General features: G+C 72.9%; 17 protein-coding genes. 10 read left to right on the top strand and 7 right to left on the bottom strand.

Features of this window, described 5'->3' with window-relative positions; all coding sequences use genetic code 11:
- Position 1: 1 nt before the first annotated feature.
- The 6 genes from ACWEVP_RS28405 (at position 2) to ACWEVP_RS28380 (ending at position 5403) form a co-directional block, all read left to right on the top strand.
- On the top strand, positions 2–952 hold the full coding sequence (locus ACWEVP_RS28405; protein ID WP_452065621.1) for a zinc-binding dehydrogenase: 951 nt from the start codon (positions 2–4) through the stop codon (positions 950–952).
- 16 nt (positions 953–968) lie between these two features.
- Positions 969–1679, top strand: a complete 711-nt coding sequence (locus ACWEVP_RS28400; RefSeq protein WP_452065620.1) for an MBL fold metallo-hydrolase — start codon at positions 969–971, stop codon at positions 1677–1679.
- Positions 1680–1804: 125 nt separating this feature from the next.
- Positions 1805–2620: an ABC transporter permease gene (locus ACWEVP_RS28395; RefSeq protein ID WP_452065619.1), complete on the top strand. Its 816-nt coding sequence runs from the start codon at positions 1805–1807 to the stop codon at positions 2618–2620.
- Positions 2605–3306 carry an ABC transporter ATP-binding protein gene (locus ACWEVP_RS28390; RefSeq protein WP_452065618.1) on the top strand — a complete coding sequence of 234 codons (702 nt, stop codon included), beginning with the start codon at positions 2605–2607 and terminating at the stop codon, positions 3304–3306. The genes ACWEVP_RS28395 and ACWEVP_RS28390 overlap by 16 nt, the downstream gene beginning before the upstream one ends.
- Positions 3293–4303: an ABC transporter substrate-binding protein gene (locus ACWEVP_RS28385; RefSeq protein ID WP_452065617.1), complete on the top strand. Its 1011-nt coding sequence runs from the start codon at positions 3293–3295 to the stop codon at positions 4301–4303. Before ACWEVP_RS28390 ends, ACWEVP_RS28385 begins: the two co-directional genes overlap by 14 nt.
- Positions 4300–5403 carry an LLM class flavin-dependent oxidoreductase gene (locus ACWEVP_RS28380; protein WP_452065616.1) on the top strand — a complete coding sequence of 368 codons (1104 nt, stop codon included), beginning with the start codon at positions 4300–4302 and terminating at the stop codon, positions 5401–5403. The genes ACWEVP_RS28385 and ACWEVP_RS28380 overlap by 4 nt, the downstream gene beginning before the upstream one ends.
- On the opposite strand, the gene ACWEVP_RS28375 is transcribed toward ACWEVP_RS28380, so the two are convergent.
- From ACWEVP_RS28375 to ACWEVP_RS28355, 5 genes are all read right to left on the bottom strand, one after another.
- Complete coding sequence (locus ACWEVP_RS28375) at positions 5400–5993, bottom strand: class F sortase (RefSeq protein ID WP_452065615.1); 594 nt, start codon at positions 5991–5993, stop codon at positions 5400–5402. The two genes, ACWEVP_RS28380 and ACWEVP_RS28375, sit on opposite strands and share 4 nt — an antisense overlap.
- A complete protein-coding gene (locus ACWEVP_RS28370) occupies positions 5983–6828 on the bottom strand; it encodes a DUF4397 domain-containing protein (protein WP_452065614.1) in 846 nt (281 codons plus the stop codon). Before ACWEVP_RS28370 ends, ACWEVP_RS28375 begins: the two co-directional genes overlap by 11 nt.
- Before the next feature lie 19 nt (positions 6829–6847).
- Positions 6848–8656, bottom strand: coding sequence for a glycosyl transferase (locus ACWEVP_RS28365; RefSeq protein WP_452065613.1), 1809 nt, complete (start codon positions 8654–8656; stop codon positions 6848–6850).
- Positions 8657–8751: 95 nt separating this feature from the next.
- Positions 8752–9537 carry an IclR family transcriptional regulator gene (locus ACWEVP_RS28360; RefSeq protein WP_452065612.1) on the bottom strand — a complete coding sequence of 262 codons (786 nt, stop codon included), beginning with the start codon at positions 9535–9537 and terminating at the stop codon, positions 8752–8754.
- A gap of 58 nt (positions 9538–9595) precedes the next feature.
- Positions 9596–10186 (bottom strand): TetR/AcrR family transcriptional regulator, encoded by a 591-nt coding sequence (locus ACWEVP_RS28355; protein WP_452065611.1) that lies wholly within the window; start codon positions 10184–10186, stop codon positions 9596–9598.
- An 83-nt stretch (positions 10187–10269) separates the two neighbouring features.
- On the opposite strand from ACWEVP_RS28355, the gene ACWEVP_RS28350 reads away from it, so the two are divergent.
- From ACWEVP_RS28350 to ACWEVP_RS28335, 4 genes are all read left to right on the top strand, one after another.
- Positions 10270–11202, top strand: a complete 933-nt coding sequence (locus ACWEVP_RS28350; protein ID WP_452065610.1) for an oxygenase MpaB family protein — start codon at positions 10270–10272, stop codon at positions 11200–11202.
- Positions 11203–11211: 9 nt separating this feature from the next.
- Positions 11212–12237 carry an LLM class F420-dependent oxidoreductase gene (locus tag ACWEVP_RS28345; protein WP_452065609.1) on the top strand — a complete coding sequence of 342 codons (1026 nt, stop codon included), beginning with the start codon at positions 11212–11214 and terminating at the stop codon, positions 12235–12237.
- 119 nt (positions 12238–12356) lie between these two features.
- Positions 12357–13670, top strand: coding sequence for an MFS transporter (locus tag ACWEVP_RS28340; RefSeq protein ID WP_452065608.1), 1314 nt, complete (start codon positions 12357–12359; stop codon positions 13668–13670).
- Positions 13657–15072, top strand: coding sequence for a pyridoxal phosphate-dependent decarboxylase family protein (locus ACWEVP_RS28335; protein ID WP_452065607.1), 1416 nt, complete (start codon positions 13657–13659; stop codon positions 15070–15072). The genes ACWEVP_RS28340 and ACWEVP_RS28335 overlap by 14 nt, the downstream gene beginning before the upstream one ends.
- Before the next feature lies 1 nt (position 15073).
- Here the strand turns inward: ACWEVP_RS28335 and ACWEVP_RS28330 are convergent, their stop codons facing one another.
- Both ACWEVP_RS28330 and ACWEVP_RS28325 read right to left on the bottom strand, forming a co-directional pair.
- Complete coding sequence (locus tag ACWEVP_RS28330) at positions 15074–15346, bottom strand: DUF6295 family protein (protein ID WP_400873157.1); 273 nt, start codon at positions 15344–15346, stop codon at positions 15074–15076.
- Between the two features lie 13 nt (positions 15347–15359).
- Positions 15360–16100, bottom strand: a complete 741-nt coding sequence (locus ACWEVP_RS28325; protein WP_452065606.1) for a dienelactone hydrolase family protein — start codon at positions 16098–16100, stop codon at positions 15360–15362.
- Between the last annotated feature and the right edge of the window lie 110 nt (positions 16101–16210).

Here is a 16210-nt window from a genome sequence, read left to right as displayed (position 1 = left end):
CATGAAAGCAGTTGCTGTGCAATCGTTCGGCGGTCCCGACGGGCTCGCGGTCGTCGACCTCCCGGACCCCGAACCGGGCCCCGGACAGGTGCTGGTCGCCACCGAGGCGATCGGTGTCGGCGGGGTCGACGCCGTGATCCTCAGCGGTGCCGTCGCCGCGTACGGGTTCAAATCCGGACACGTTCTCGGCGGCGAGATCGCGGGCACCGTGGCGGCGGCCGGTGCCGGCGTCGACCCGTCGTGCCTCGGCCGGCCCGTGTGGGCGTTCGCCGGCACAGGCGGTGGCTACGCCGAGCAAGCCGTCGCCCCGGCGGAGACGCTCGTTCCCTTGCCGGAAGGTCTGTCGCCCGTCGACGCGGTGACGCTCGGCGGTTCCGGCGTGGTGGCCCACTTCGCCCTGCGTCACGCCCACTTCGCCCCGGGCGAATCGGTCCTGTTCCGTGGCGCGGCGGGCGGGATCGGGGTCATGGCCGTGCAGCTCGCGGCCGGCGCCGGCGCGATCGCGGTCACGACGTCGTCGCCCGAGCGCGGGCAGCGGCTGCGCGAACTCGGCGCGACGCAGGTGCTCGACCGCGCGGCCGGCGGCCCGGACACCTACGACGTCGTCCTCGACGTCGTCGCGGGCCCGGAGCTGCCCGGCTTCTTCGCCAAGCTGAAGCCGAACGGCCGGATGGTGGCGGTCGGCGTGATCGCCGGGATGCCGCCGGCGGACTTCGGCAAGGAACTGCTCACGGCGTTCCGCAGGTCGCTGTCGTTCGCGACGTTCAGCGCCGACACGATCCCGTGGGCGGACCGCCGCGCGGTGGCCGCCGACCTCTTCGCGGCGGCGACCCGCGGCGAGCTGACGTCGGTGGTCCACGAGGTGCTGCCCTTGGCGGACGCGGTGACCGCGCACCGGAAGATGCGGGACGGCGAGGTGTTCGGGCGGATCGTGCTGACCCCGGAAAGCTGACCCGTAGGGTGGGGCCATGGCAGATCGGCTCTACTTCCGGCAGCTGCTCGCCGGGCGGGACTTCGCCGTCGGCGATCCCGTCGCGACGCAGATGGTGAACTTCGCCTACCTCATCGGTGACCGGGACACCCGGGAAGCGGTCATCGTCGACCCCGCCTACGCCGTGCAGGATCTGCTCGGGGTCCTCGAAGCCGACGGCATGCGGCTCACCGGGGTGCTCGCCACCCACCACCACCCCGACCACGTCGGTGGCGAGATGCTCGGCTTCGACCTCCCCGGCATCGCCGAACTGCTCGCCCTCCAGCCGGTGCCGATCCACGTCAACGGCGCCGAGACCGAGTGGGTCCGCCGGGTGACCGGCGTCGAAGACAGCGATCTGCGCGCCCACGACCACGACGACGTCCTCGAGGTCGGGTCCGTCCCGATCCGGATGCTGCACACCCCCGGGCACACGCCCGGCAGCCAGTGCTTCCTCGTCGAGGACAAGCTCGTCTCCGGCGACACGCTCTTCCTCGAAGGCTGCGGCCGCACCGACTTCCCCGGCGGCGACGCCGAGGAGATCTACCGCAGCCTCCAGGCCCTCGCCGGACTGCCCGGCGACCCCGTCGTCTACCCCGGGCACCAGTACTCGGCCGAACCGTCGGCCGCGCTGTCGGAGGTCAAGCGCACCAACTTCGTCTACCGGCCGCGGTCGCTCGACGAATGGAAGGTCATGTTCGGCGGCTGAACCAAGCCGTTCCAGGGGCTGGAACGGCCGGCGTTCACGGAGTGGGCGCGGATTGACTTCCCTTCCCAGGGACCGGAAGGTCGGGGCCACGCAAGCGAAAAACCCCCCGTCCCCGGGAGAAATCCGTGTCGATTTCCACCACGGGCGTGCTCCCGCGCGTCCGGAAACACGCCGACGCGCCACCGCGCAAGAGGTGGCGGCCCGACCTGCGGCGCTGGATCAGCCCGGTGGTGCTCGTCGCCGCCTGGCAGGTCTTCAGCGCCACCGGCGTCCTGCCGCCGGACAAGCTCAGTTCCCCGTGGACGGTCGTCCGGGCCGGTATCGAAGTCGCGCGCAGCGGCGAACTCGGCGACGCGTTCGCCGTGTCGCTGGGCCGCGTCGGCGCCGGGTTCGCCATCGGCGCGGTCGTCGGGGTGGTGCTGGGCATCGTGTCCGGGCTGTCCCGCTGGGGCGAGGTGCTGGTCGACCCGCCGGTGCAGATGCTGCGCACGCTGCCCTTCCTCGGCCTGATCCCGCTGTTCATCCTGTGGTTCGGCATCGGCGAGGAAACCAAGATCGTGCTGGTCGCGCTCGGCGTGGCCTTCCCGCTCTACCTCAACGTCCATTCGGGTATCCGCAGCGCCGACCCGAACCTCGTCGAGGCGGCGCGGGCGCTGGGGTTCAGCCGCGCGGAACGGCTCTGGCACGTCGTTCTCCCGGGCGCGCTGCCGCAGGCGCTGGTCGGGCTCCGGCAGTCGCTCGGCATCGCCTGGCTGGCGCTGATCGTCGGCGAGACGGTCAACGCCGACGCCGGTGTCGGGTATCTGATCAACAACGCGCGCGAGTTCCTGCGCACCGACGTCGTGGTCGTCGGTCTCGTCCTGTACGCCCTGCTCGGCCTGGTCACCGACGCGCTGGTCCGGCTGCTCGAACGGAGGGCACTGCGGTGGCGAACCCGGTAGCGGAGGTCCGCAACCTCACGAAGAAGTTCGGCGACCGGACGGTCCTCAGTGGACTGGATCTCACGGTGGAGCGCGGTGAGTTCGTCGCGTTGCTGGGCCGCAGCGGCTCGGGCAAGTCGACGCTGCTGCGCGTGCTCGCGGGCCTCGACGGCGACGTGGACGGCCGGGCGACCGTGGCCGGGACCGTCTCGGTCGCCTTCCAGCAGCCGCGGCTGCTGCCGTGGCGGAAGGTCTGGCGCAACGTCGTGCTCGGCCTGCGCCAGGACGGCGTCTCGAAGGCCCGCAACCGTGCGCTGGCCGGGAAAGCGCTGGCCGAGGTGCACCTGGCCGAGCACGCCGACGACTGGCCGCTGACGCTGTCCGGTGGCGAGGCCCAGCGCGTCTCGCTGGCCCGCGCCCTGGTCCGCGAGCCCGGCCTGCTCCTGCTGGACGAGCCGTTCGGCGCGCTCGACGCGTTGACGCGGATCGCGATGCACGGCCTGGTCGTGGACCTGTGGCGCCGGCACCGGCCGGGCGTGCTGCTGGTGACCCACGACGTCGACGAGGCCCTGCGGCTCGCCGGCCGGGTCCTGGTCCTCGACGGCGGCCGGATCGTGGCCGAGCACCGGCCGCGCGGAACCGATCACGACGATCTTCGCCGGCGCGTGCTGGCGGACCTGGGGGTGACCGAAGATGCGGTGGCGTAACGGAATCGCGCTCGTCGCGGCGGCGCTGGCGCTGGCCGGCTGCGGCTCGGCGACCGGGACCGATCAGGCAGCGGTGCCGGGCCCGGTGAGCGCGGCGGACCTGGCCAAGGTGACGCTCAAGGTCGGCGACCAGAAGGGCGGCCTGAAATCGCTGCTCACCGCCGCCGGCCGGCTCGACGGGACGCCGTACAAGATCGAATGGTCGACGTTCACCTCCGGCCCGCCGCTGCTCGAAGCCGCGTCGGCCGGCGCGATCGACGTCGGCCGGGTCGGCAACACCCCGCCGATCTTCGCGGCCGCGGCGAAGGCCAAGATCAAGGTGATCAGCGTGGCACGCAGCAACGTCGAGCGGGAGGCCATCCTCGTCCCGCCCGATTCGACACTGCCGGACGTCGCCGCGCTGAAGGGCAAGACCATCGGCGTCGCCAAGGGCTCGTCGGCCCACGGCCAATTGCTCAACACGTTGCACAACAACGGGCTGTCCACGAAGGACGTCAAACTGAGCTTCCTGCAGCCGTCCGAGGCCTACGCGGCCTTCACCCAGCACACGATCGACGCCTGGGCGATCTGGGACCCCTACACCGCGCAGGCCCAGCTCGAAGCGCACGCCCGGGTGCTGGCCGACGGCCGCGGCGCCTCGAACGGGCTCGGCTTCCTGACCGCGGGCACGGCCGCGCTGGCCGATCCCGGCAAGAACTCGGCGCTGCGCGACTTCGCCGTCCGGGTCGTCAAGGCGCAGAAGTGGGCCGACACGCACCGCGCGGAGTGGGCGCGGGCGTGGGCCGAGGAGACCGGGCTGAAGCTCGAGGTCGCGCAGAAGGCCGTCGACGCGGGCCGCGACCGGCCGATCGCGCTGGACGACTCGGTGATCGCGTCCGAGCAGCAGCTCGCGGACGCCTTCACCGAGGAGAAGACTCTGCCGGGCAAGGTGGACTTCGCCGCGTTCGCCGACCGGCGGTTCGCCCCCGACCTGGATCAGGCGAGGAGCAACGGATGACCATCACGCTGCACTGGTTCCTGCCCACCAGCGGCGACGGCCGCACGATCGTGGAACGCTTCCACGCCAACCGGTCCCAGGGCCCGTCGGCGCAACGCCCGCCGGACCTGGACTACCTGGCCCAGGTCGCCCGCGCGGCCGAGCGCCAGGGCTTCGAAGGCGTCCTGACCCCGACCGGCACGTGGTGCGAGGACGCGTGGCTGACCACGGCCGCGCTCATCCGCGAGACGACCCGGCTGAAGTTCCTCGTCGCGTTCCGCCCCGGCGTCATCTCGCCGACGCTGGCCGCGCAGATGGCGGGCACTTTCCAGCGTCTGTCGGACGGCCGGGTGCTGCTCAACATCGTCACCGGCGGCGACGCGGTCGAGCAGCGTCGCTTCGGCGACTGGCACGACCACGACGCCCGGTACGCGCGCACCGACGAGTTCCTGACCATCGTGCGCGGCGTCTGGTCCGGGCAGCCGTTCGACTTCGAAGGCGAGCACCTGCGCGTCGAAGGCGCGACGACGCTGGCCGCGCCCGACCCGGTGCCGCCGATCTACTTCGGCGGCTCGTCGCCGGCCGCGCTGCCGGTCGCGGCGCGGCACGCCGACGTCTACCTGACCTGGGGCGAGCCGCCCGCTCAGGTCGCGGAGAAGATCGGCAAGGTGCGCGAGCTGGCCGGGGACCGCCCGATCCGGTTCGGCGTCCGGCTGCACACCATCTCGCGCGACACGTCGGCCGAGGCGTGGGCGGAGGCGCAGAAGCTGCTGGACGCGCTGAGCCCGGAGCAGGTCGCCCAGGCGCAGGCGCAGCTGGCCGCGAGCGAGTCGGTCGGGCAGCAGCGGATGGTCGCGCTCCACGGCGGCCGGACCGATGGCGGCGTGCGCGGGCTGGAGATCCACCCGAACCTGTGGGCGGGCGTCGGCCTGGTCCGCGGCGGCGCGGGCACCGCCCTCGTCGGCAGCCACGAAGAGGTCGCGGACCTGATCGAGGAGTACCACAGCGTCGGCGTGAGCGAGTTCGTGCTGTCGGGCTACCCGCACCTGGAGGAGGCGTACTGGTTCGGCGACGGCGTCCGGCCCGAGCTGGCTCGGCGCGGGCTGCTCAAGGAGTACTAGGCCCAGCGTGTCGAGGCGTAGACGACGATGTTGTCCCGATAGGACCGTTTGGCCGCGTCGAAGCTGCCGCCGCAGGTGATCAGCCGCAGCGCGCTGCCCGGCGCGGGCCCGTACACCGCGTCGGTCGGGAACGCGTTCTTCGGGTAGCGCTGGACCGCGTCCACGACGAACCGGGTCTCCTGGCCGTCCGACCGCGCGACGAACACCTCGTCGCCGTCGCGCAGTTCGCGCAGCCGGAAGAACGGCGCCGGGCCGGACCGGGAGTCGACGTGCGCGGCGATCACCGCCGGCCCGGGGTCGCCCGGCACCGGACCGGCGGCGTACCACCCGACGTCCTCGAACCGCGCCGGCGCTTCGAGCTGGTGGTCCGCACCCAGCCCCAGCGGGACGAGCGCGGGCGCGTCGACACCGATCGCGGGGATCCGCAGCCGCACCGGGCGGACTTCGGCCGCGGCGGGCAGCGGCTTCGGCCCGGTCGCCGTCCCGGTCGTGGTCTCCGCCGCCGGTGGCACGGCGGGCGGCGGCGGAGCCGGGGCACAGCCCGCCGCGACCACCGCGGCGACGAACAGAACTCCGAGGTCAGCGCGCACGAGCCGCCCGGCGTCCCACGACGAGCGCGGCCAGCAGCGCCACCACCGCGAAAGCCGGCCAGAGCGGTGCCCCGGACGGCGCCGCCGTGCCGCCGCCACCGGTCTCGACGCCCAGCTTCGGCGGCTCGGGCAGCGAAGCGCCGTCGGAGATCGGGTTCGCCTTCAGGACGCCGTTGTTCTCGAGGACGAACACGGTCGTCGAACTGCCGGCCTTCACGTCGATCTCCGGGCTCGTCTTCGCCGTGCCGCTGCGCAGGGCCAGCGGCCAGCGTCCCTCCGGCACGTCGACGTAGGGCGAGGTGAAGCCGTAGGGCGCGTCCTTGGCGAGCAGGACGCCCGGGCCGTCGACGGAGACCGGTGTGATCGCCGCCGACCCTTCGACGATCCGCAGCCTGCCCTTGCCCGCGGCGGGCGCGGTGAGGTCGTCGGTGACCAGGGTGCCCTTGAGCGTGCCGCCCGGGCCGTTCGCGAAGACCAGCAGCGAGTACGCGGACCGTTCGGCGATCTCGATCGTCGCCGACAGCGCGGGCGGAGTGCTCGACGCGGCGTCGGCGGGCCGCATCGACAGCGTGTACTTGCCGGGGTCGAGCGAGGAGTACGGCGTGACGGCGCCGTAGCCCGCCTTCCGGATGACGACCTTCTCGGCCTGGCCGAACGGCGCGAAGGAGATGTCCACCGGCGGGACCTCGGGGGAGAGGTGGCCGATCCGGATCCAGCCGACGCCCGGGCCGGGGGCGGTCGCGGCCTCGGCCGTGACCGGCGTCAGCGCGACGAGCAGGAGGGCCGCGGCGGTCAGCCCGCCGGGTCTGAGCAGGAGCTGGGGGAGAGCGCGCATCGGTGGGCCTCTTTCGCCGTCAGGGGGAGGAGAACGGGACGAGCAGTCCCGGGGGTGCGAACAGCGGGTAGGTGACCAGCACGCCACCGCCGGTCCGGGTGACCGACGAGGGGCGGAACAGGTCGCGCTGACCGGTGTAGAACGCGGCCGCGCCGTCTTCTCCGCCGGTCAGCAGCACCCGGCGGCGGGGTTGCCCGGCGGGGTCTTCGCCGGGGACTTCGGGGAACGCCGCGACCCGCACCGGCTGCAGCGCCGCGAGCGCGGCGATCGTCGCGATCAGCCGGGGGTCGACGTGGCCCGCGCGCAGCGGGACGGCGGCGTCGGGGGTGACCGCGATCCGGGCCGAGGCCAACAGGGCTTCGCCCGCGTGGGCGCGGGCGGAGGCTTCCGAGGGCGCGGCCGGGTCGGCGGGCGGCAGCCCGAGGCGCGAGACGGTGACGCGGTCGTCGCCGGCGCCGAACACCGCGGTCGCGGCGGCGGTCTCGAACGCGGCGCCGATGTCGGGGTACCGGTGCCGCAGGCCGGTCTCGCCGGCGGTGAACACGGCCCACTCGGCGGGCGGGCAGCGGTCGGCGCACGCGGCGGACCCGACGAGCATGCCGGTCGGCCAGCCCGCCTTCGCGAGCTCGGCCCAGGCGGCGTCGCCGACCAGCACGCGGGAGCCGGAAGCGTTGACCCGCAACCAGTCCCGCGCCTCGGCGAGGGGTCCGTTCGCCTCGGCCGCCGGCCGCAGGGCGGGGTAGCCGTACGCCCAGCCGGCGGCGATCGTCACGGCCAGCACGACCGCGGCCAGCGCGGTCCCGGTGCCGCGCCGGGCTTCCCACCGGTGGGCCGCGCCGCGCTGCCGGGTCACGGCCTGGACGACGCCGGCCAGCAGCAACGGCGTGACCGGCAGCAGCAGGGCGAGCACGGCGGTGTCCGGTACCCCGGGGACGAGCAGGGTGGCGGCGAGCAGCAGCCCGGACACCGCGAACGGCCGCAGCGGCGTCACGGCCGGCGCCGCCACGAGCGCGACCGTCGAAAGCACCACCCACGCCGGGTCGAGCGAGACCCAGTCGGCGGCCGAGGGATGGCCCGCGGCCGCGAGGTGCGGCCGCAGGATCCCCGCCGCCGGGCCGAACGCGATGCCGAGCCCGAGGTTGAGCAGCACCGCCACGAGCGCGGCGCGCACGGGCGCGCGCCGCACCAGCAGCCAGCCGGCCGCGGGCAGGAAGACCAGCGCCAGCGGCGAAGTGAGCACGGCGGCCAGCAGACAGAGCGCGGCGAAGACGTCGTGCCGGATCCGCGCGCCGGGCCGGGTGAGCAGCACCAGCGCACCCAGCGCCCACACCGCCGCCAGGTGCTCGACGACGACCAGCCGCTGCAGGCCCAGCGCCAGCGGGGACGCCGCGAGCAGCAGCACCGCGGCGGCCGCCGCCCACCGCGTCAGGCCGAGCCGCCGGGCCAGGATCCACAGCAGCAGGGCGCCGATCACCGCGACGACGAGCATCGCCTCGCGGACCGCCGCGAGCGCGGTGGCCGAACGCCCGAACGCGTCGAGGAGCATCGTGTACGCCGAAAGCTGCCACCAACCGAACGGGCTGACCCCGGCGCCGCCCGCGTCGGTGAACGCCGTGAAGTGCCCGAGCGCGTAGGCGTGGGCGACGTTCGCGGCTTCGGCGGGCAGGGCCGGCGCCGGGGCGGCGAGGTAGAGCACCCGCAGGCCGCCCGCCAGCGCCAGCAGCGCGAGCACGATGTCGAGCGACAGCAACCGGTGCGCGGCCGCCGGTTCGGAGAGCGTCGCGGGGGAGCGGCCCGAGACCGTCGTCCCCCGGCTGTGCTGGGCCATTGGACGGATCGTAGCCGCTCCCGATCACCCGTCCAGCTCGGGAGGGTTACGTCAGCCGGTCGGCCCAGTCGCCGGGAAAGCGTTGCCGCGCAAGATTATTTCCGACTGTCCGGAGTGGATCCGGAGAGTGTCCGGGTCAACGCGAGCGCGACCGTCCGGACGGCGGGCGCGACCCGTTCGGTCCGCATCCGGTTGGCCCAGCCGGAAATCGAGACCGCGGCCACCGCGTCCCCGCGCGCGTCGAGCAGCGGGCTGGCCGCGCACACGACGCCGACGCCGGATTCTTCGCGCTCCAACGCGATCCCGTCCTCGCGGACCCGCGTCAACTGGCGGCGCAGCAGGCCGGGTGCGGTGATCGTCTTCGGGCTCATCCTGGGTAATCCGGCGTCGATCACCTTCTCCACTACGGATTCCGGAGAGAACGCGAGGATCGCCTTGCCGACGCCGGTGGCGTGCGCGGGGAACCGGCCGCCGATGCGCGACGGCAGCGTGGGCGCGTCCGGGCCGCGCAGCACGTCGAGGTAGACGACCTCGGTGCCTTCGAGGATCGCGAGGTGGACGGTGTTGCGCGTCGCCTCGCGCAGGTCCGCGAGGTACGGCCGCGCCGCTTCGACCAGTCCACGGCGGGGCGAGGCCAGTTGGCCGATTTCGAACAGCCGCAGCCCCAGCCGCACGGCACCCCCCTCGCGGGTGAGCAGGCCCGTGTCGGCGAGGTGACCCGCCAACCGGTGCACCGTCGTCTTCGCCAGCCCGGTCCGGCGGGCCAGCTCGGAGACGCCGAGGGCCTCGTCGCCCGGGCGGAAAGCTTCCAGGAGCGCGGCGAGCCGGGCCGCGACGAGACCGTCGCCGCTCGCGCCGTCGTTCCGCCCAGCGGTACGCATGGGTTGAGTGTGCCCGATCCGCCGCGCGACTGTCACCAGGTCGGCAAGGAGGTGGACGTCAGTGGTCGTCGGCGCCGAGCACGAGTTTCACGCAGTGGGCGACGAGCCGCTCGCGCGAGACCTTCAGCGAGCCGTCGAGGTAGGCGATGAAGACGTTGCTCAGCGCGCCGACCAGCCCGACGGCGATCATCTGGCGTTCGGTCTCGTCGCCGTGGGACAGCTGCTCGCCGACGAGCGCGGCGAACACCGGCAGCAGGTGCAGGCCGCGGCGGGTCAGCGCCGGGTCGGTCAGCGGGGCGAGCAGGAGGATCCGGCCCTGGCGGGGGTCGTCGACGATCAGCTCGACGAACGCGCGCACGGCGTGCTCGGCGCGCAGCGCGGGGGTCGGCGCGTCCCGGACCGCGGCCACGAGGGCTTGGCGGGCCTGCTCGCCGACGTGCTCGTAGACCGCGGCGACGAGTTCCTCGCGGTCGGTGAAGCTCTCGTAGAAGTAGCGCTCGGTGAGCTTGGCGTGCCGGCACACCGCGCGGACGCTCGTCCCGGCCGATCCCTCGGTGCCCAGCAGCTCCAGGCCCGCGGAGACGAGCTGCGCGCGCCGCTGCGCCTTGCGGTCGTCCAGGGTCGTGCCCGCCCACGTGCGGCCCGGCATGATCACTCCTCGGTTGACTACGTGTGTTGTCAGATCCTAGCCTGACAACAGCCGTGGTCAGTTGGACTCGACGAGGAGCGCCGATGGAACCCCCCGAACCCCTGGGGCCCGACTCGCTGACGTGGAAGTACTTCGGCGACTGGCGCGGCCTGCTCATCGCGCTGTGGGCCGGGTCGATGCAGAACATGCACCCGGGCCTCGGCGCCGGCGTCGAGCAGCACTCGCGGTTCTTCGAGGAGCGCTGGCAGCGGCTGTTCCGGTCGCTCTACCCGATCGGCGGGGTGGTCTACGACGGCCCGCGCGCGCACGCGACCGCCCTCGAGGTCCGCGGCTACCACGACCGCATCAAGGGCGTCGACGCGCAAGGCCGCCGGTATCACGCCCTCGACCCGGACACCTACTACTGGGCGCACTCGACGTTCTTCGTCAGCACGATCCTCATCGCCGACCGCTTCATGGGCGGCATCGGCGAGGCGGAGAAGCGGCGGCTGTTCGACGAGCACGTCACGTGGTGGCGGATGTACGACATGACCATGCGCCCGGTGCCCGGAAGCTGGGAGGACTTCCAGCGCTACTGGAAGCACATGTGCGCCGAGGTCCTGGAGGACAACAAGGCCACCAGGGACGTCCTCGACCTGCGGGGCATCGCCAAACCGCCGTTCCTGCCCTGGCTGCCCGGCGTGCTCTGGCGGCCGGTGAGCGCGCTGGTCGCGAAGAACTTCCGCTGGCTGACCGTCGGGCTCTACGACCGCGAGGTCCGCGACCTGCTCGGCTTCCGCTGGTCCGAGCGGGACGCGCGCCGGCACCGCCGGGTGGGCAAGCTGATCAACGCCGTGTTCAAGCTCGTCCCGCACGACCGCCGCTACCACCCGCGGGCGCGCGCCGGCTGGCGCCGCGCGCGCGGCGAGGTGGCTCCGGGCGCGCCCTTGGTCGAGACTCCACCCAGGAACCTGCCGCCGCTGTCCGAGCGGGGCAAGCCGGAGCACTACGCGCCGAACGTCGGTCGAAACACCTAGGAGGCATTCGTGAAGCTGGGATTCCACGTCGGGTACTGGGGCAGCGGCCCGACGCCGGGCGCGCTGGAAGCCGTGGTGAAGGCCGAGGAGCTCGGTTTCGACTCGGTGTGGACGGCGGAGGCGTACGGCTCGGACGCGTTCACGCCACTGGCCTGGTACGGCGCGTCCACCAGCCGGATCCGGCTCGGCACGAACATCGTCCAGATGTCCGCGCGCACCCCGACCGCGACGGCGATGAGCGCGATGACGCTGGACCACCTCTCCGGCGGCCGGATGGTGCTCGGGCTGGGCGCCTCCGGCCCGCAGGTCGTCGAGGGCTGGTACGGCCAGCCGTACCCGAAGCCGCTGGCGCGGACGCGCGAGTACGTGGACATCGTCCGGCAGGTGATCGCCCGCGAAGCGCCGGTGACCCTGGACGGCCAGCACTTCCAGCTGCCGCTCAAGGGCGGCACGGGGCTCGGCAAGGCGCTGAAGCCGACCGTGCACCCGCTGCGCAAGGAGATCCCCATCCACCTGGCCGCGGAGGGCCCGAAGAACGTCGCCCTCGCGGCCGAGATCGGCGACGGCTGGCTGCCGCTGTTCTTCTCCCCGAAGAGCAACGCCTTCTACAAGGCGGCCCTGGAAGAGGGCTTCGCCCGCGAGGGGGCCCGGCACACCCTGGAGACGTTCGAGGTGCCGTGCTCGATCCCGGTGATCGTGCACGACGACGTCGAGGAGGCGGCGAGCTGGATCAAGCCGTCGCTGGCGTTGTACATCGGCGGCATGGGTGCCAAGAGCGTGAACTTCCACCACGACGTCTTCGCCCGCCTCGGCTACGAGGACGTCGCCGACAAGGTCCAGGAGATGTACCTGGCCGGCCGCAAGGACGAGGCGACCGCGGCGATCCCCACGTCGCTGGTCGAGGACACCTCCCTGATCGGGCCGCCGGCGAAGATCCGCGACGAGCTGCAGGCGTGGGAGGAAACGGTCGTCACGCAGCTGCTCCTGCGCGGCGACGCGGCGACCCTGGAGAAGATCGCCCGCGCGCTCGGCTAGCGCGGGCCCGTGAGTGGCCTTGGTCACGACGATGGCACGATTCCCCTCGATCCCTACCGGGTGCTCGCCGAGATCGAATACTCATGGCCTGCACCCGGTACGCCGTTTCGAGGAGGACCATGGCGACGCTGTCCGGCCGGACGAGGTTCCGCTATTCGCTCGGCTCGTTCGTCACCGGGTCCTTCGGCACGGTGCCCGGCCTGGTCCTGGTCAAGTACCTGACCGACACGATGGCCGTGCCCGCCGGCTGGGCCGCCGCGATCGTGTTCGTGCCCAAGGCCTGGGACTTCTTCTTCAACCCGGTCGCCGGCCGGCTCTCCGACGCCGACCTGCTCAAGACCGGCAGCCGGCGCCGCTTCCTGCTGCTCGGCGGTGTCGGCGTCGCGGTCCTGTTCGCGGCGATGTTCGCCCACCCCGGCTTCGGCGACCCGCTGCCGGACGCGCTGTACGTGGCCGTCCTGTTCGCCGCGTGCGCCACGGCGTACGCGCTGTTCCAGGTGCCGTTCAACGCGCTGCCCGCCGAGCTGACCGAAGACGCGACCGAGCGCACGAAGCTCACGAGCGTCCGCATCGGCGTGCTGGCCGTGACGATCCTGATCTGCGGCGGCGGCGCCCCCGCGATCACCTCCGCGATCGAAGGCGTCGCCGGCTACCGGATCATGGCCGTGGTGATCGGGCTGATCGTGCTGGCCGCGACGCTGCTGGTGTACTTCGGGCTCAAGGACGCCCCGGTCGGCTCGCTGCGGCCGAACACCGTGAGCCTGAAGGAACTCGTCAGCACGCTCGCCGGCTGGCGGCCGTTCCGGTGGCTGCTCGGCACGTACTTCATCCAGGCACTCGGCATCGGGACCGTGCTCGCCGCGATCCCGTTCTTCGCCCAGCGCATCCTCGGCGACGACGCCTACGGCACGATCCTGTTCGTCATCTTCGTCGGCCCGGCGCTGGTCACGATGCCGCTGTGGCCGCGCCTCGGCGACCGCGTCGGCAAGCTGAACGGCTTCCGCCTGGCGACCGGGGCGTTCGCGGTCGGCCTGCTCGGACTGGTGTTCGCGCAGTCGATCCCGCTGGTCCTGACGTTCGTCTTCGTGGCGCTGTGCGGGGTCGGCTACGCCGGGATCTCGGTGTTCCCGCTGGCCATCCTGCCCGACCTGATCACCGCCGAGGAGGAGCGCACCGGCGAGACCCGCGCGGGCATCGCGGCCGGTGTGTGGACGGCGGGGGAGACGCTCGGGCTCGCCTTCGGCGGTGGGTTGTGGGCGCTGATCCTCGAGTTCGGCGGGTACGTGTCCAGCACGGACGCGACGGCGTTCCAGCCGCACAGCGCGATCGTGGCGATCCTGATCGGGGCGTCGATCATCCCCGGCCTGCTCATCGCGCTGGCGCTGCCGCTGCTGCGGCGCAAGGTCCTGGAGCCGCGGCATGAGCCGGCCTGAGGACGTTCTCGCGCAGCTGCGTGAGCTGCGCGCGGGCGACCTGCCGACGCACGGCGGCCGCACCCTGGCCTACGTCTACGACAGCGGGCTGTCCGAAGTGGACTCCCTCGGCGCGGCGGCGCACGCGCTGGCGTCGTCGGCCAACGGCCTCGACCCGACGGCGTTCCCGAGCCTGCTGCGCATGGAGAACGACCTGGTCGCCGCGGCTTCCGCGGTGCTCGGCGACGTTCCCGGCGTGGTCGGGTCGGTGACCTCCGGTGGCACGGAGTCGTGCCTGCTGGCGGTGCTCGCGGCCCGCGACGCGCGGCCTTCGGTGGAGTCGCCGTCGATCGTGCTGCCGACGACCGCGCACGCGGCGTTCCACAAGGCGGCGCACCTGTTCGGGCTGCGCCGGATCGACGTCCCGGTCGACCCGGTGACCTTCCGCGCCGACCCGGCGGCGATGGCCGCCGCCATCGACGACTCGACTGTCCTCGTCGTGGCGAGCGCGCCGTCCTACGCGCACGGCGTCCTCGACCCCATCACTCCGATCGCGGCCGCCGCTCAGGAGCGCGGCGTCCGGATGCACGTCGACGCGTGCATCGGCGGCTGGGTGCTGCCGTACTTCGCGCGCCTCGGCGCGGACGTGCCGCCGTTCGACTTCCGCGTCCCCGGTGTCACGAGCGTTTCGGTGGACCTGCACAAGTACGCCTACTGTCCGAAAGGGACGTCGGTGCTGCTGCACGCGTCGGCGGAACTGCGGCGGTCGCACTACTTCGCCAGCGCGGCCTGGCCCGGCTACACGATGCTGAACACGACGATCCAGAGCACCCGCTCGGGCGGCCCCCTGGCGGCGGCGTGGGCGGTGGTGCGCCACCTCGGCGACGACGGCTACCTCTCCCTCGCGGCTTCGACGCAGTCGGCCGTCTCGCTCATCCGGGCCGGGATCGCCGGAATCGACGGCCTGCGGGTGCTGGGCGACCCGGTCTCGACGCTGATCGCGTTCACCGGCGACGACGGCTTCGACCTGTTCACGGTGGCCGACGAGATGAAGGCGCGCGGCTGGTACGTCCAGCCGCAGTTCGCTCACCTGTCGTCCCCGGTGAACCTGCACCTCACGGTGACGGCGGCGAACCACGGCAGCGAGAAGGAGTTCCTGACCGACCTCGCGGCTTCGGTGGACGCGGCCCGCGCGGCGGGCCCGGTGGTCGTCGATCCCGCTGTGGCCGAGTTCGTCGCCGCTCTCGACCCGGCGACGCTGACGTCGGAGCAGTTCGCGGGTCTGCTCGCCGCCGCGGGCTTGGGTGGCGCTTCGGGCCTCCCGGACCGGATGGCCCCGATCAACGCGCTCCTCGCAACGGCACCGGCGCCGTTGCGGGAGCGGCTGCTGCTCGAGTTCCTCGGCGCGCTCTACACGCCCTGAATCACTGGTTGCGGGAGGCCAGGCCGGCCGGCGCCGACTTGACCGCGGCGTGGATCGCGTCCGCCAGGGCCAAAGCGTCTTCTTCGGTGAGCTCCAGCGCGACGCGGGCCGAAGCGCCCAAGCCCGGGTTGCGGAAGTCGATGTTCACCGTGTGCGCGTACGGCGCGTGGACCGGGTGGTCGACGTAGACGGTTCCCTCGTTGAGCCGGAACCACCCGCGGGCGCCCTTGCCGCTGCCCTCGAGCTCGAACTTCTCCGTCAGGTAAGTGCACATGTGCGGGGTCCTCTCAGGCGGTCAGCGTGCGGGCGTAGAAGTCGAGGATGCGTTCCCAGCCGTCCTTCGCGGCTTCCGGCCGGTAGCTCGGGCGGTCGACCGCGAAGAACGCGTGGCCCGCGTCCGCGTACGTGTGGAACTCGTGCTCCTTGCCGAGCTTCTCCAGTTCCGCCGCCAGCACGGCGACCTCGTCCGGGCCCGGGAACTGGTCGTCCGCGCCGAAGATCCCGAGCAGCGGGCACGACAGCTGCGGCGCCAGGCCCAGCAGCGGCTTCATCTGCTTCATGGCCTCCGGCGGATCGTTGACGACGAAGGCGCCGTAACAGTCGACCGCCGCGTCGAGGTCCAGGGAACACGCGGACAGGAACGCGTGGCGCCCGCCCGAACAGTGCCCGATGACGCCGACGCGGCCGTTGGCGTTCTCCAGGGCTCGGAGGTAGTCCGCCGCCCCGGAGACGTCGCCGACCAGGCGGTCGTCCGGGACTCCGCCGGCCGCGCGGACCGTCGCCGCCGCGTCGTCCGGGTCCGCGCCCGGGGCTTCGCGCGTGTACAGGTTCGGGCAGAGCGCGTTGTAGCCCTCGACGGCGAAGCGGCGCACCATCTCCTTCGTCGCGGCGTCGTAGCCAGGCAGGTGGTGGATCACCACGACGCCGCCGCGCGGGGTGTCGTCGGTCGGTTTGGCCAGGTACGCCTCGAGCTCGTCCCCGCCGTGGCCGGTGATGGTGACGGTCCCGGCGACGATCTCGTCGGTCATCGGTTCTCCATAAGATTGTTGGTGTTCAGGACGGGTTGTTCTGGATGCCCAGGGCGACAGGGTGTGGCTGATCGGTTCTTGCCCCGGTTGGGTGGCTTCTGAGGAGTGGC

Source organism: Amycolatopsis sp. NPDC003865 (assembly GCF_053605345.1).
The sequence above is the reverse complement of the archived record's forward strand: the minus strand, read 5'-3'. Positions and strand labels throughout refer to the sequence as shown.